The organism is Reinekea sp., assembly GCF_046710285.1.
In the GTDB taxonomy this organism is placed as follows: domain Bacteria; phylum Pseudomonadota; class Gammaproteobacteria; order Pseudomonadales; family Natronospirillaceae; genus Reinekea.
The window spans coordinates 13,469-28,425 of record NZ_JBKEGY010000019.1 but is presented as its reverse complement, the minus strand read 5'-3'; the positions used below and the strand labels follow the sequence as shown (position 1 = coordinate 28,425).

The following is a 14,957-nucleotide window of genomic DNA, read 5'->3' as shown; positions in this document are numbered from 1 at the left end:
GTGATTACAAAGATTTAATCAGTTGCGCTAAGTAACTAAGCTTAACGTTTGATAACTGCCGATAGTCAAAATACGGGGTAACGAAAAGGCGCGCATGAGGGTGCTTGTATATGCCATATTCCATTTCAAAACACTGCTCTAATAAGCCAAGCTCTTGAGCATAAACTTTACCTGAGATGAGAACCACGCTGTTTCTTTGGTTAATTAATTCTTTCGGATCAGAAAACAGCAAGCCCGTTTTACCGCCTGCCTGAAGTAACATTGCTTCCCGATACTCCTGCCAAGTGGCATAGCCTTCGGAGTTAAGCTCAAACATTAATTTGGCATAAATATTAAAAATTTTACGCCAATGGTTCCCCGTTTGCGAAGCGATGTTAGCAATCTCACCGGTCTGTAGCGGACGAAGGTGAGCGAGTGATTCAAATTCTTGTAGTGGCGGTCGATTACCAATGCAAACCAGAACATGACATGGTAACTCACCGAGTCCGATGTAAGCTGGTTCTGTCATTTGAAAGCGTCTAACATCTTCAGTAGCTCGTCGGTGCTCGCTGGCCGAATGACTCGTGCCACTTCCTTGCCGTTGTGCAACGCAATCAAGGTTGGCCAAAGTTTGACTTGAAATGCTCGGCCCAACCGCTTGCCTTTACCATCATAAACTTTGATGTGTTCTAAATCTAAACGACCCGTTAATGATGCTTCGACGAACGACGTTGACGCTTGGCAAAACTCACACCATGGTGCGCCAAATTCGAGCACGGCAAAACCAGCGAGGTTTTCAATGCTTTCTATACTCGGCTCTTCTTCGGTATATTCAGGATTAAAGGACATTAGCGCCTCCTTTGTTAATGTTTAGCTATGCTTCGCAATGTATCAAAGACATTACCGCTTCAAGGTTGTTTATCAAAAACCTTAATACCTTCAGGCACGTCATACCAACTTAGTTTTTCACTCACCCATAAATGCGCTTTAGGTTCAAAAACTTCGTCACCTGCCTCGTTCTTGGACTTTAATTTGAGCTTAATAGTAGAAGGATCATCAGGATTATAATGGTAAACACGATTGCCGCAGGTTGGGCAAAATTTTGCGCAGTTAGTATTGCCACTTTCTGCAACTCGGCACCATTGTTTCATCTCGCCAGTAAATTCTATGGCTTCCGCTGCAACAATGGCAGTCACACTATAGGGGCTGGTCGCAAGCTTTTGACATTCGGTACAATGGCAGGCGACAACTTTTAACGGTGCGGTATGAAGCTTATAGCTTACCTGGCCGCATTGACATGAACCTTCGACGGGATATTTCATTGGCTGAAGCCTTTTATGGATTATTATTAGACCAGCAGAATTGCATAACTACTCATTCATTTCCATAACTTTTGCGAAGCGCTCTACTTATTAGAGCGCTCTTTAGCTGCAGCCATTAAACACACTAGATTAGTTGCCATGGTTGCCCCCGCCAATGCGGTAATTTCAGCATGGTCGTATGCTGGCGCCACCTCAACTACATCAGCACCAATCAAATTAAGGTTTTGCAAACCATGTAACAGCTTTATTGCGGTAATGGTGTCGAACCCGCCACAAACCGGCGTTCCCGTTCCTGGGGCGCAAGCAGGGTCTAGGAAATCAATATCAAAAGTAATGTAGGTCGGGTTATCCGCTACCTTTTCTTGAATAATTTTCAAGGCCGCCTCTACACCATGATCGTGCAACCACAGGGCATCTAACACGGTATAGCCTAAATCTAAATCGTTTACTGTTCGCATACCAACTTGTACAGAATGCGAGGCATCGACAATACCTTCATTGGCGGCATGATAAAACATCGTGCCGTGATCAACTCGACCTTTTTTATCGGCCCACGTATCACAATGAGCATCGAAATGAATCAATGAAATAGGCCCATGCTTTGCAGCCAACGACTTTAAAATTGGATAAGTAACAAAGTGATCACCACCCAAAGTTAAAGGGATAACATCTTGTGCGATAATTTTGTCGTACCATTGCTGTACCGATGCAACGATGGTATCGGGCTGACCCGGGTCAAACACACAGTCACCGAAATCGACAACGTTTAATGTTTCAAATGGATCTTTTGTCCAAGGCCAAGGGCGAGCCCAGCTAAGCTGAGTTGAGGCTGCGCGAATTGCTCTAGGCCCAAACCGTGCTCCCGGTCTATTCGACGTTGCAAGATCAAAGGGAACGCCGATAATGGCTACATCAACATTGGTTAAATCTCGGCTGTAACGACGGCGCATAAAGCTGGTTGCGCCGGAATACATTGCTTCTATTTCTGTGCCATATGGCGATCGACGAGTGAAGGCTAAATCCCCTTTTTCGTACTGATCAAAATCTTCACTCATCGAACAACCTTTTTAGATTTATTGAGCCGTTAATTGTGCACTAACTCGACGATTAAGGCGCTGTGTCATAAACCAAGCGAATATCGCAACCAGTGATACAGCAGCAATAATCAAGGTTGCAAGTGCATTAATTTTGGGTGATACACCCAACCGTACCGAACTCAGAACTTCAATTGGTAGGGTGGTGGCACCGGGTCCGGTTACAAAACTGGCTATCACAACATCATCTAACGACAGTGTAAAAGACAGCAACCAAGCTGATATCACTGCTGGCGATATTATCGGCAAAGTGATTAACAGAAAAGACTTTAATTGGCTGGCACCAAGATCTAACGCAGCTTCCTCCAAAGAATGATCCATCTCTGTTAATCGAGATGAAATTACGACGGTCGAATACGCCATGCCAAAGGTAGTATGCGCAATCCAAATTGTCAGCATTCCGCGTGATTCAGGCCAACCTAGGCTTTGGCTCATGGCAACAAACAACAACAACATTGATAGACCAATGATGACATCGGGCATCACCAATGGCGCTGTTATCAATCCCGAAAAGGCGGTTCTACCACGAAACTTTTTCATTCGTACCATCACTACCGATGCAAAAATCGCTAGAAATACGGCGGCTGTCGCTGAGTAGAAAGCAATTTCTAACGAGCGCCCAACCGCTGTCATTAATTGTTGGTCTTTAAAGAGTTCAAAGTACCACTTAGTTGAAAACCCTGCCCAAACTGTCACTAGTCGGCTTTCATTAAAAGAATAAAAAATCAGAACAACCATTGGCAAATAGAGAAACGAAATACCGACCCAAAACATGAAATTCGAGAAACGGAAGTTAGAAAGCTTCATACGTCCACCTCCTTATTCTGGTATCGATGGAATAGCATTATTGGCACAATAAGAATGACCACCATTATAAGCGCCAGTGCCGAAGCCACAGGCCAATCACGGTTGTTAAAGAATTCTTGCCACAGTACCTTACCGATCATGATCGTATTGCTTCCACCGAGGAGTTCAGGAATAACATACTCACCAACGGCGGGAATGAAAACCAGCATTGACCCTGCAACGATGCCATTAAATGACAACGGTAACGTTATTCGAAAAAACTGCGTAATCTTACTGGCACCTAGATCAGACGCTGCCTCTAACAATGCATTATCATGCTTAACCAGATTGGCATAAAGTGGCAGGACCATAAATGGTAAATAGGAATAAACGATACCGACATAGACCGCAAAGTTAGTATTAATCATTTGGATAGGTTCATCGATGATACCAAGCCAAATTAACAGACCATTTATAAGCCCGTTGTTTTTCAACAAACCCATCCATGCATAGACTCGAATCAAAAAGGAAGTCCAACTAGGCAGCAACACTAGCAACAACCAGATAGGACGTTTATTTAGCGGAGCATTCGCAATGGCATAAGCCATCGGATAGCCCAGTAGAAGACAGAAAATGGTAGACCAAAATGCCATCTTAATAGAGTTCCAATACGCTAGAACGTAAATGGGGTCTTCGATCAGCCAAGCAAAGTTACTGAAGCTAAAACGAATATTGAGTACACCTTCTAGCCAATCGAACATAGGTGTGTACGGGGGTATTGCGAGCTCGGCCTCGGCAACCGATATTTTGGCCACAAAAACAAACGGCAAGAAAAAGAAAACCAACAACCATAGGTAGGGCGTACCTATTAAAAAGTGGCGTCCCTTAGGGAGCCTTTGCTTTATATTAAATGCTTTCATGATCGCATAACCATACCGGCATCGTCGGCCCAATATACATAAACGGCCTCTTCCCAATCGGGACGTTCAATACGACGCTCGGTATTGGCTAAGAAGCACTGAATAATCTTTCCATCGGGTAATTTAACGTAGTAGACGGTATGGCCACCGAGATAAGCAATATCATCAACAATACCTGAGGCGTAATTATATTTCTGATCAGGCTTTTCTACTGATAAGAAGGTTTTCTCTGGTCTAATGGCGAAAAGCATATTGCGATCGTCAATACCTGAAGAAACACCGCGGCCAACATAAATATCATGATCAAGACTTGCACTGCGTAGCACCATGAAATTTTCTTCATCTTCGATAATTTCAGATTCGAAAATATTCACCGAGCCAATAAATTCTGCAACCATTCGGTTCATCGGGCTTTCGTATACATCAACGGGGGAGCCTACTTGTTGAATATAACCTTCGTCCATAATGGCAATACGATCGGCCATGGTCATGGCTTCTTCTTGATCGTGCGTTACCATAACGCAAGTAACCCCGACACGCTCAATAATATCGACAACCTCTAATTGCATTTCAGTTCGAAGTTTTTTGTCTAAAGCACCCATCGGTTCATCTAACAAGAGTAGTTTTGGGTGTTTTGCTAACGACCGCGCAAGAGCCACACGCTGACGTTGTCCGCCAGATAACTGATGTGGTTTGCGTTGAGCATACTTCTCCATATGAACTAGACGCAGCATTTCGGCGACTCGCTCTTGGATTTGATCTTTTGGCATCTTGTCTTGCTTTAAACCAAATGCAATATTACGTTCAATCGACATATGAGGAAAAAGGGCATAAGACTGGAACATCATATTAAACGGGCGTTCGTTTGGTGGTAGCTTAGTAATATCTTCATCACCAATGTATATTTTACCTGATGAAGGTTTTTCAAAACCCGCCAAAATACGCAACAATGTAGATTTACCAGAGCCAGATGCTCCTAACAGCGCAAAAATCTCACCTTTGCGAATGTCTAAACTGACATCATCAACCGCCACTGCATCGTCAAAGTATTTAAAGATATGTTGAATGCTCAACAAAATTTTATCTTCCGCACGAGAAGTCTTACGCGTAATTTCCGAAGAGGTCATAAGATACACTTTTTATAAAGTAAACGGGAAATAGCCCGAGCGGAAAGCTACTCGGGCTAATTGCTTTACATGCCAGTCTTAATTGAAGTCCAAGTACGGGTCATTACTCGTTTAACCTTATTTGGCAAGACTTCAAAAGAAAACAGATCCGTACCTTCTGGAGGGTAGATGCCTGGGTCTTCTAGAATTTCAGCATCAATAAATTCAGTAGATGCTTGGTTAGGGCTGCCATACCAAACATAGTTGGTAATATCGGCACCAATTTGCGCATCCAAAATGAAGTTAATAAACTCATGCGCTTCTGCTACGTTTTTAGAATCTTTAGGAATGGCCAACATATCTGACCACAAAGCGGTGCCTTCGGTCGGAATGTAATAGCCGATTTCAACGCCGTTATCCGCTTCTTCTGCTCGCGCCATTGCCTGGAATACATCACCGCTATAACCTACGGTTAAACAGATATCGCCATTGGCAAGATCTGAAATATAACGTGAGCTATGGAAGTAAGTAATATAAGGACGAATTTCAGCCATCTTTGCAGCAACGGCTTCATAGTCTTTCGTTACTCTTGAGTTTGGATCAAGATTTAGGTAATGCAGAACAAGAGGCAAAACCTCACCACCAGAATCTAGCACGGCGATTCCACACTGTGATAACTTCGACGCGTATTTGGCGTCAAACAGTAGATCCCAGCTGTCGGTTGGTGCGTCTTCACCCAGAATTTCTTCGACTTTTGTAATATTGTAGCCAATGCCAGTTGTACCCCATTGATACGGTACACCATATTCATTACCTGGGTCATATACTGATAATGTTTTTAATAGACTTTTATCTAGGTTTTTCCAATTTGGAATTTGTGACTTATCTAATTTTTGATAAGCACCCGCCATAATATGTCGTGCTAGGTAATCTGATGTTGGTACAACAATATCATAGCCAGATTGGCCAGAAAGCACCTTAGCTTCGAGTACATCGTTAGAATCAAAAACATCATAGGTCACTTTTATACCCGTTTTTGCTTCAAACTTTTCAATAGTGTCTTCAGCGATGTAGTCGGACCAATTATAAACTCGTACAACTCTATCGTCCGCTAAGGCAGATGCCGTTACGGTTAAGGCTATTGCCGCTCCTAAGAGCGTCTTTGCAGTTGATTTCATAGCTTCTCTCACCTTTGTTAGGTTTTATTATTACCAATTAAATTGCTTGGTTATTTTTTCTTAGTTTTCTATCGGCATCCTTGCCAGTAATACTTTTATATTATGTGATTTTTTAGACGGTAGATAATAAATACTGACGTTCCCACGAACTAATCACCCGCTTAAAGCCTTCATACTCTGCCCAACGCGTTGCAACGAAGCCATCAACGAAGTCAGAGCCTAGTACTTCTCTAATTTCTTCAGACGCTGACATCATTTCAAGCGCCGCTTCTAAATTCCATGGCACTGTTTCATCCGCTTCTTCTTCGGCACGCCCTTGGACAGGCATGCGCGGTTTTAAATCATTAACCATACCTAAATAACCACAGATGAGATTACCCGCTAAAGTTAAATAGGGGTTGGTATCTGAACCTGATAATCGGTTTTCAACACGTCTTGCTGACGGTGGAGCCTGAGGAACACGCAGGCCAACGGTTCGGTTCTCTTCACCCCATTCAATATTTACCGGTGCGTTACCATCTGCACCCGGCAAATAGCGTCGGTAGCTGTTCACGTTAGGCGCAAATATCGGCATCATGTGCGGGATATACGTTTGTAAACCAGCAATATAGTTATAGAACAACGCAGAGGCGGAGCCGTCTTCATTCGAGAAAAGGTTCACGCCCGTCTTTGCATCGGTTAAAGATTGATGTATGTGCATTGAACTGCCTGGCTCTCCTGAAATTGGCTTGGCCATAAACGTTGCATTAATATTATGTTTTAGCGCCGCTTCACGAACGGTTCGTTTAAAAATAAATACCTGATCAGCTAATTTTAACGCTTCACCATGACGGAAGTTAAACTCTAACTGAGCGGCGCCTTCTTCATGGATTAACGTATCAATATCTAAGTGCATCTCTTCACACCAATCATAGATATCTTCAATAATAGGATCGAACTCGTTCGCTGCATCAATGCTAAAACTTTGACGGCCACTTTCTTGGCGACCTGAACGGCCAATAGGCGGCTCTAACGGAAGATCTGGATCGGTACAGCTTTTCGTTAAATAAAATTCAACTTCTGGTGCAACAATTGGCTTCCAGCCTTTGGCTTCATACAAAGCCAAGACTTTTTTTAGCACGGCACGTGAGGACATGCCCATTAAGTTGCCCATGGAGTCGTAACAGTCATGAATAATTTGCGCTGAAGGTTCAGCAGCCCAGGGGACTGTAAACACAGCCGACTCATCTGGGCGTAATATCATATCGATGTCTTTTGGATCTAATAGACTGTAATAGGTTTCGTCGTCAGGGTAATCCCCTGTTGTCGTTTGCAATAAAACACTCTCGGGCAGCCGTATACCTTTTTCTGCGATAAACTTATCGGTCGGCATAATTTTACCGCGCGCGATGCCCGTTTGATCAGGCATGATGCATTCGATTTCGGTTATTTTATTGTCTTCTAACCACTTTGTTAGTTTTTTCATTTTGTTCCTGCTAGCTGTCGCGCTCTACACGCATCGCCGAAGGCCTCGAATAGTAGTTTTTGTGTTTTATTTTCTGTTACTTTCCATTCCGGATGCCATTGAACTGCGAGACCAAACGTCATAGATTCGACTCGGACTGCCTCAACTAGGCCGTCTTCAGCTTGCGCTTCAACAACTAACCCATTTCCTACAGTGTTAATCCCCTGTGAGTGTAATGAGTTAACCTGAATATGTTCTGAACCATAAATACTATGCAATTTGCCTGCCGCTGTTAGTTGCACAGAATGTGCTGGTGCATATTGCATTGCTAAGGTAGCACTTTTATCTTCCCGGTGGTCATTCAAGCTTGGCTGCTCTTGAACCGCTTGATGCAATGACCCTCCTAAGGCAACGTTAATATCTTGCAAACCACGACAAACACCTAATAGAGGTATATCGCTTTCAATAGCACTATGAATTGTTGCAAAAGCCGTTTTGTCGCGTCGTGCGTCATATTCATAGGCTTTATCGGCTTTTTCTTCTTTATAGTGCGCTGGGTCTATCATTGAATAAGCGCCAGTAAGAAAAATACCGTCTAATCGAGATAGCCACTGCTGAATATCTTGATCATCTAATAAAGCTGGAATCAATACAGGAATGACATCTGCGCTTTGACTCAAGGCTCTCAAGTACTTATCACCCGCGGCGTGGAAATCATGTGGAGCGATATGCTGAACATCACAAACAACACCGACAAGTGGCTTTAGACTTTCTTTTATTATTTTGTTCATGTTTGCACTCAAATTTTGAACAGTTTCAGTTTACACGACCATAAATTATTTTAAACACCTTGGCCAACATTATTTACATTGGAATTAAACTAGTGCATAACACAGCTATACTGCACTGTTTGGGGTCAACGTGAAACTCTCAGTTCTCATTTATATAAAATACCTTGTTAATTTGGTTTGTATCAAATATAAAAAAAATATACATTAGTGTTCAATATATAAATCACTCGTGGCCGCAATACTCATTGATTCTGTACCGGTTTCTGGCAAAGGAATTCAATGTTCAACCAATTAGCCGATCTAGGTGCTATTTGGCATTAAAACCCACAGTAAACTCAACAGTTATTTAGTTTTGGCAGCAATAAAGTTGTTAAAAGGCGACAAAGAATGAGTAAAACCGAAGTTAGCGAATTTTTGCAACAAAACCCAAACGTCACCACGATCGAACTTCTCATTAGTGATCTAAATGGCGTTGTACGGGGCAAGCGGATAGAAAGAGACCTATTAGAGAAGGTATTCACCAAGGGTTTCTATCTGCCTGGCTCTGTTATGGCACTAGATGCAACGGGGACAACGGTTGAAGAATCAGGCATTGGCATGGATGTTGGCGATCGTGATCGCTTATGTAAACCTATTCCAGGCACGCTAACGCTAGTTCCATGGCATGCAGAGGGCGATCGTGCACAAGCGTTGTGTACCATGTTCAAAAATAAGAACACAGGTTTTTTTGCAGACCCAAGACAGGTACTTGTAAACGCCATCAAAAAGTTTTCGGCATTAGGCTATGACTGCGGCTTTGCAGTTGAGCTCGAATTTTACCTAATAGATAAGCTACGCGACGCTAAGGGCGACATTCAGCCACCCATTGCACAAGGCAGTGAACGGCGCATGAACTCCTCACAAGTCTATTCAATGGATGATTTAGACCAATACGACTTCTTTATACGCGACGTGATCAGCACCGCCCGTGAACAAAACGTGCCTGCCGACACAGTAATTGCCGAATATGCTCCTGGCCAGTTCGAAGTAAACTTGGATTATGGCACTGATATCTTAAAAGCCGTTGATCAATCTATTCTGTTGAAACGAGTGATCCGCAGTGTGGCTAATAAATATGGTATGGATGCCAGCTTCATGGCAAAACCTTACATTGAACAATCGGGTAGTGGCTTACACCTGCATTTAAGCTTACTCAAAGATGGCGAAAACGCTTTTGCAGCGGAAGACCCAACCCAGAATCAATTACTAAGAAACGCCATTGGTGGTTTACTGAGCATGGCTGATAGCACTCAGGCCTTTTTAGCACCAACGATCAACAGCTACCGTCGCCTTTCTCCTGAAAACTTCGCACCCACCAGTAAGACTTGGGGTTACGACAACCGCACGGTGGCAATGCGTATTCCATCAGGAGGTTCGTCTTCGACCCGTATCGAGCATCGTATGTCAGGCGCTGATACCAACCCCTATTTAGCAACTGCTGTTTTATTAGCAGGCGTCACAGAAGGTATTTTAAATAAAATTGAGCCACCTGAAGCCGTAACGGGCAATGCTTATGAGCAAGACCACGATCAAGTTGCTGACAACCAACGCGACGCACTTCGAAAAATGCTAGATGATCCTCGAGTCGTTGAATGGTTTGGCGCCGAGTTCGTAGAGCTTTACCAAACTTGTAAATGGTCAGAGTTACGCATGTTCGAACAACAGGTCACGCCTTTAGAATACGACTTACTATTACCTTATATATAACAAAGTTATACAAAAAACGCTCACTTTTTAAAAAATTGGCCATGAAATGAAAATCAAAATATTTGCAGTATTAGTTTGTCTGTTTTATTCAGGGTTAAGCACAGCAGAAACACTCCGAGTGCTTAATTGGTCCGATTATGTTGATGAAGAGTTGCTCGATACCTTTGCGCAATCTCGAAATGTTGATATTGATTACCAGATGTTCGATAACGAAGACGAGTTTATCGAAATGTTTTTTGGTGACGATCAAGCTTGGGATGTCATTGTACCTTCAGATAACCTATTGGTATTTTTAATCAGTCGAAAATTGCTCGCACCAATAAACCCAAACACCATTACAGAGTTTGACAACCTAGACCCCATGGTTATGAATCAACTGACCGCAAAAGATCCGGGCAATAGATATTCAATCCCCTATTTGTGGGGTACCACCGGCATTGGTATTAATCACAGCGTCGCACCCGCAAATGCGCAAGCTTTGGTTGAGCAACATGGCTGGGGGGTTGTTTTCGAAGCTGAACATAGAGCATTGTTTAAAGACTGCGGCATTGCTGCCATTTATGAACGCGATGAAATATTTGCCACTGCGCTCAGCTACTTAGGCTATAGCATAAATACCATAAACGAAGATGAGTTATCGCAAGCCTCTGACATTGTCGCTGGATTGGCCGCCGATGTAAAATACCTACATGCAGCTCGCTACATCGATGATATTGCGGCCGGCACTATTTGCTTAGCCATTGGTTATTCTGGTGATATTATTTTTGCAAGCTATGAAACTGAAGAGGAAGGAACCGTTACCTATCATATTCCTTCACAGGGAACATCTGTTTGGTTTGATGTGTTCGCCATACCAGCCAACTCTAAAAACAAAACACGCGCTTTAGATTTTATTAACTTTTTTACCGAAGCTGAAAATTCGGCAGCAAATTCAAATTACAACGCCTACCCAACTCCGTTGCTGAGTAGTCTTGAATTTATTGATGAAGAAATTTTAGCTGATCCAGGTATTTACCCAACGCAAGAGACAATGAAAAACTTAGAAGCATTTGAAGTTGCTACTAGTAAGTCTCGTCGTTTAAAGAAAAAATATTGGGTACAAGCTACCTGCGCTGGCAGTGGCTTATGCGAAGTGCCTATCGATATTGTTGGCTACTAAAATCCATTCATTTTAGTAAAAATATCCACGCAAAAAAAAACCTGTCAATTGACAGGTTTTTTTATTGGCTAGATAAAACTAAATTCCTAGTTTATCTCTCAACCCATAGTAGGTAGCACCGATCGCCGTGTAAGGAACTCGCAATAAACGCCCACCAGGGAATGGAAAGTGCTTTAACTGACCAAAGGCATCAAAACGTTCTGCATGACCTTTCATGGCCTCTGCGATAAGCCGACCGGCTAAATGCGTTGTTGTAACACCATGGCCACTGTAGCCCTGTGCGTAATAAATATTAGGTGTCAGCTGACCAAATTGCGGCAACCGACTCATGGTTAATAGAAAGTCGCCACCCCAAGCAAAATCAAACTTAACACCTTTTAGTTGCGGGAAGTTCTTTTCTAACCTGCCCCGAATAAAGGCTTGGATTGAAGCTGGATCACCACCGCCATAAGTTACACCGCCGCCGTAGAGTAAGCGGTTATCACCTGTTACCCGGTAGTAGTCGAGCTTGTAATTACAGTCTTCAACACAATAGCCATTAGGAATAAGTGCTTTCGCCACTGACTCATCAAGCACTTCTGTGGTCACAATTTGCGTGCCACACGGCATCGACTTAGCGGCTAATTCTGGTATTAAACCAGCCATATAAGCATTACCCGCCATTAACACATATTTAGCTGTTACTTGACCGTGTTCAGTTTTTACGACGGGTGTTTCGCTACGAACCACTTCGATCACCTTGGAGTCTTCATAAATAACACCGCCCAAACTTTCAAAGGCTGCGGCTTCACCAAGCAGGAGATTCAAAGGATGAATGTGACCACCGGTGTGATCTAGTAAACCACCTATATAGGCACCAGAATTAATTTGCTCTTTGATTGAGTTTTCATCGAGCAGCTCTAAACCGGTATGGCCATAGCGCTCCCACAATGCTTTTTGTTCTGTCAGGTCATGCATCTGTTTTTTATTAAACGCAGCAAAAATTCCGCCCGGCTTGTAATCACAATCGATATTATATTTTTCGATACGCTCACGAATAATGTTACCACCTTCAAAGGCCATATCACCCAATGTTTTACCGATAGACATACCGTAGTTTTTTTCTATCGTATCAATATCACGGCTATAGCTGTTAACTAACTGGCCGCCGTTACGACCACTGGCACCAAAGCCAATACGTGCAGCTTCAAGCACAACAACCTTAAAGCCCGCCTCGGCTAAGTGCAAAGCACTCGACATTCCGGTAAAACCACCACCAACAATACAGACGTCGGCTTCAATGTGCTCTTTTAGTATTGGACGATCAACCGTATCGTTGCGAGTACTCGCATAGTACGAATCGGTGTGCGGAGTGCGTTGGGTCATGCAGTTGCCTCATAAATGACATAGATTTTTTTACAGTAGCTTGGAACATGCCAAGTGCCACTGAAACCCGCGGGTATCACAAACTGATCGCCAGCTTTTACTGTTTTGCTATTGCCTTGCACATCGGTGATGACGGATTCACCGGATACGATAAAACAGAATTCATCTTCGGTATAGGAAATTTTCCATTCCCCGGCTTGGGAATCCCAAATGCCGGTATGAAACTTATTATCTGGCGATGAAAAGCTGTTCCAGACGTTTTGTTTCGGCTCGCCGCGAATGATTTTTTCATCAGCCGGCAAGTAACTTTCTACCTCTACAGAATCTGTAGTAACGCTCACAATATCTTGAACAGTTTTCATCAATTAAACTCTCTTATTTTTTATTTTACTTCATTGCTGCCCCAGACATATCTCTCCGTTTACGCAGGGTTCAGCGGCCCATCGCTTGAAATTTCGGTCGCCGTAAACCCTTCCATGGGGGCTTGATTGAAACATCCGTGTTTCAAACACCCGAATTCCAACCAATGGGCCGCTTCTAAGCTATGAGACAGCCGTGATTTTGTTACTTCATCGTGGGCATAACAAACTCGGCACCGCCGATATCACCTTCAGGCCAGCGAGCTGTCACCGCTTTACGCTTAGTATAAAAACGCACACCCTCAGGTCCGTGCATGTGGTTGGCACCGAACAAGCTGCGCTTCCAGCCACCAAAGCTATGAAACGCCATTGGTACAGGAATGGGCACGTTAATACCCACCATGCCGACTTGAATATCATGGCTAAACTTACGCGCCGCCGCACCGCTACGAGTAAAGATTGATGTGCCGTTGCCGTATTCATGATCATTGATCATTTTTGCCGCCGCTGCATAATCGTCAACGCGAACCACACAAAGAACAGGACCAAATATTTCATCGGTATATATCGTCATGTCGGTTGTTACGTGATCGAACAAGGTGCCGCCTAAGAAGTAGCCATTTTCACAACCGGTTACCGATAGCTCACGACCATCAACAACCAAGGTTGCACCTTCTTTCACGCCGGCATCAATATAGCCTTTAACTTTTGCGTGGTGTTCTTTGCTAATGAGTGGGCCCATATCTAGGCCTAAGTTTTCACCATTACCAATTTTTAAGTTCTCAGCTTTTTCTTTAAGCTTTGCGACTAATTCATCGGCGATATCACCAACAGCCACCGCAACTGAAATGGCCATGCATCGCTCGCCGGCAGAACCGAAAGCCGCACCTGTTAAGGCATTTACCGCTGCGCTAATATCGGCATCTGGCATAACAACCATGTGATTCTTAGCGCCACCTAATGCTTGTACTCGCTTACCATGGTTACTGGCCGTGCTGTAAATATATTCAGCGATGGGAGTAGAACCGACAAAACTTACGGCTTGGATATCTTTATGGGTCAGCAAAACATCAACGGCTTCTTTGTCGCCATTCACTACGTTAAACACACCATCAGGTAAACCACACTCTTTTAGCCACTCGCCAATCATCATTGATGCAGTTGGGTTCTTTTCTGATGGCTTTAAAATAAAGGTATTTCCGCAAGCGATGGCAACTGGCCACATCCACATAGGTACCATGGCCGGGAAGTTAAACGGCGTGATCCCTGCTACCACACCCAACGACTGGCTTAATGACCAAGCATCGACACCGGTTCCCACTTGCTCAGTAATTTCACCTTTAAGCATTTGTGGAATACCACAAGCAAATTCAACGACTTCAATACCACGAATAATTTCGCCTTTGGCATCTTCAAACACTTTGCCGTGCTCGATGGTAATGGCACGAGCAAGGTCATCAATACGTTCATCTAATAACATTTTAAATTTGAATAAAATGCGTGAACGATTTAACGGGCTCATAGCAGACCAAGCTGGGAAGGCCGCTTGCGCATGAGCAATCGCCGCTTCCACTTCTGCAACAGATGCCAACGAAACTTCAGCAACCGCTTTGCCCAATGCGGGGTTATAAACTTGGGCAGAACGCGCACTCGCCGAGGACAGGGTACCGTTTATAAAATGTGTAATTTGTGTCATAAAAAACCTTTA

15 protein-coding genes are annotated in these 14,957 nt (G+C 43.6%); 2 read left to right on the top strand and 13 right to left on the bottom strand.

What is annotated here, in order from left to right:
* Positions 1 to 4 precede the first annotated feature (4 nt).
* From ACI882_RS13155 to ACI882_RS13110, 10 genes are all read right to left on the bottom strand, one after another.
* Positions 5 to 508: a DUF6942 family protein gene (locus tag ACI882_RS13155; protein WP_411743582.1), complete on the bottom strand. Its 504-nt coding sequence runs from the start codon at positions 506 to 508 to the stop codon at positions 5 to 7.
* On the bottom strand, positions 505 to 828 hold the full coding sequence (locus ACI882_RS13150; RefSeq protein ID WP_411743581.1) for a thioredoxin family protein: 324 nt from the start codon (positions 826 to 828) through the stop codon (positions 505 to 507). The genes ACI882_RS13155 and ACI882_RS13150 overlap by 4 nt, the downstream gene beginning before the upstream one ends.
* Positions 829 to 887: 59 nt before the next feature.
* Positions 888 to 1,301, bottom strand: a complete 414-nt coding sequence (locus ACI882_RS13145; protein WP_411743580.1) for a GFA family protein — start codon at positions 1,299 to 1,301, stop codon at positions 888 to 890.
* 83 nt (positions 1,302 to 1,384) lie between these two features.
* Positions 1,385 to 2,356, bottom strand: a complete 972-nt coding sequence (gene speB, locus ACI882_RS13140) for an agmatinase (protein WP_411743579.1) — start codon at positions 2,354 to 2,356, stop codon at positions 1,385 to 1,387.
* Positions 2,357 to 2,374: 18 nt separating this feature from the next.
* Complete coding sequence (locus tag ACI882_RS13135) at positions 2,375 to 3,202, bottom strand: ABC transporter permease subunit (protein WP_411743578.1); 828 nt, start codon at positions 3,200 to 3,202, stop codon at positions 2,375 to 2,377.
* Positions 3,199 to 4,101 carry an ABC transporter permease subunit gene (locus tag ACI882_RS13130; RefSeq protein ID WP_411743577.1) on the bottom strand — a complete coding sequence of 301 codons (903 nt, stop codon included), beginning with the start codon at positions 4,099 to 4,101 and terminating at the stop codon, positions 3,199 to 3,201. The genes ACI882_RS13135 and ACI882_RS13130 overlap by 4 nt, the downstream gene beginning before the upstream one ends.
* Complete coding sequence (locus ACI882_RS13125; RefSeq protein ID WP_411743576.1) at positions 4,098 to 5,228, bottom strand: ABC transporter ATP-binding protein; 1,131 nt, start codon at positions 5,226 to 5,228, stop codon at positions 4,098 to 4,100. Before ACI882_RS13125 ends, ACI882_RS13130 begins: the two co-directional genes overlap by 4 nt.
* A gap of 65 nt (positions 5,229 to 5,293) precedes the next feature.
* Entirely contained in the window at positions 5,294 to 6,385 is a 1,092-nt protein-coding gene (locus ACI882_RS13120) for a polyamine ABC transporter substrate-binding protein (RefSeq protein ID WP_411743575.1), read from the bottom strand.
* A 112-nt stretch (positions 6,386 to 6,497) separates the two neighbouring features.
* Complete coding sequence (locus ACI882_RS13115; protein WP_411743574.1) at positions 6,498 to 7,850, bottom strand: glutamine synthetase family protein; 1,353 nt, start codon at positions 7,848 to 7,850, stop codon at positions 6,498 to 6,500.
* Positions 7,847 to 8,620 (bottom strand): gamma-glutamyl-gamma-aminobutyrate hydrolase family protein, encoded by a 774-nt coding sequence (locus ACI882_RS13110; RefSeq protein ID WP_411743573.1) that lies wholly within the window; start codon positions 8,618 to 8,620, stop codon positions 7,847 to 7,849. The genes ACI882_RS13115 and ACI882_RS13110 overlap by 4 nt, the downstream gene beginning before the upstream one ends.
* Positions 8,621 to 9,007: 387 nt before the next feature.
* Here ACI882_RS13110 and ACI882_RS13105 point away from each other — a divergent pair, with 387 nt between their 5' ends.
* Complete coding sequence (locus tag ACI882_RS13105; RefSeq protein ID WP_411743572.1) at positions 9,008 to 10,366, top strand: glutamine synthetase family protein; 1,359 nt, start codon at positions 9,008 to 9,010, stop codon at positions 10,364 to 10,366.
* A gap of 46 nt (positions 10,367 to 10,412) precedes the next feature.
* Positions 10,413 to 11,525 (top strand): extracellular solute-binding protein, encoded by a 1,113-nt coding sequence (locus ACI882_RS13100; RefSeq protein WP_411743571.1) that lies wholly within the window; start codon positions 10,413 to 10,415, stop codon positions 11,523 to 11,525.
* Between the two features lie 78 nt (positions 11,526 to 11,603).
* Here ACI882_RS13100 and ACI882_RS13095 read toward each other — a convergent pair whose 3' ends face one another.
* From ACI882_RS13095 to ACI882_RS13085, 3 genes are all read right to left on the bottom strand, one after another.
* On the bottom strand, positions 11,604 to 12,890 hold the full coding sequence (locus ACI882_RS13095; protein ID WP_411743570.1) for an NAD(P)/FAD-dependent oxidoreductase: 1,287 nt from the start codon (positions 12,888 to 12,890) through the stop codon (positions 11,604 to 11,606).
* Positions 12,887 to 13,252: a cupin domain-containing protein gene (locus ACI882_RS13090; protein ID WP_411743569.1), complete on the bottom strand. Its 366-nt coding sequence runs from the start codon at positions 13,250 to 13,252 to the stop codon at positions 12,887 to 12,889. Before ACI882_RS13090 ends, ACI882_RS13095 begins: the two co-directional genes overlap by 4 nt.
* Before the next feature lie 202 nt (positions 13,253 to 13,454).
* The gene (locus ACI882_RS13085; RefSeq protein ID WP_411743568.1) at positions 13,455 to 14,945 is read right to left on the bottom strand and encodes a CoA-acylating methylmalonate-semialdehyde dehydrogenase; all 1,491 of its coding nucleotides are present in this window, start codon (positions 14,943 to 14,945) and stop codon (positions 13,455 to 13,457) included.
* Positions 14,946 to 14,957 lie beyond the last annotated feature (12 nt).

Bases quoted from the DNA above. Each gene is read 5' to 3' on its own strand.
- ACI882_RS13115 (WP_411743574.1), bottom strand. From the start codon at position 7,850: ATGAAAAAACTAACAAAGTGGTTAGAAGACAATAAAATAACCGAAATC.
- ACI882_RS13100 (WP_411743571.1), top strand. From the start codon at position 10,413: ATGAAAATCAAAATATTTGCAGTATTAGTTTGTCTGTTTTATTCAGGG.
- ACI882_RS13110 (WP_411743573.1), bottom strand. From the start codon at position 8,620: ATGAACAAAATAATAAAAGAAAGTCTAAAGCCACTTGTCGGTGTTGTT.
- ACI882_RS13085 (WP_411743568.1), bottom strand. From the start codon at position 14,945: ATGACACAAATTACACATTTTATAAACGGTACCCTGTCCTCGGCGAGT.
- ACI882_RS13150 (WP_411743581.1), bottom strand. From the start codon at position 828: ATGTCCTTTAATCCTGAATATACCGAAGAAGAGCCGAGTATAGAAAGC.
- ACI882_RS13090 (WP_411743569.1), bottom strand. From the start codon at position 13,252: ATGAAAACTGTTCAAGATATTGTGAGCGTTACTACAGATTCTGTAGAG.
- ACI882_RS13135 (WP_411743578.1), bottom strand. From the start codon at position 3,202: ATGAAGCTTTCTAACTTCCGTTTCTCGAATTTCATGTTTTGGGTCGGT.
- ACI882_RS13145 (WP_411743580.1), bottom strand. From the start codon at position 1,301: ATGAAATATCCCGTCGAAGGTTCATGTCAATGCGGCCAGGTAAGCTAT.
- ACI882_RS13155 (WP_411743582.1), bottom strand. From the start codon at position 508: ATGACAGAACCAGCTTACATCGGACTCGGTGAGTTACCATGTCATGTT.
- ACI882_RS13125 (WP_411743576.1), bottom strand. From the start codon at position 5,228: ATGACCTCTTCGGAAATTACGCGTAAGACTTCTCGTGCGGAAGATAAA.
- speB (WP_411743579.1), bottom strand. From the start codon at position 2,356: ATGAGTGAAGATTTTGATCAGTACGAAAAAGGGGATTTAGCCTTCACT.
- ACI882_RS13120 (WP_411743575.1), bottom strand. From the start codon at position 6,385: ATGAAATCAACTGCAAAGACGCTCTTAGGAGCGGCAATAGCCTTAACC.
- ACI882_RS13130 (WP_411743577.1), bottom strand. From the start codon at position 4,101: ATGAAAGCATTTAATATAAAGCAAAGGCTCCCTAAGGGACGCCACTTT.
- ACI882_RS13095 (WP_411743570.1), bottom strand. From the start codon at position 12,890: ATGACCCAACGCACTCCGCACACCGATTCGTACTATGCGAGTACTCGC.
- ACI882_RS13105 (WP_411743572.1), top strand. From the start codon at position 9,008: ATGAGTAAAACCGAAGTTAGCGAATTTTTGCAACAAAACCCAAACGTC.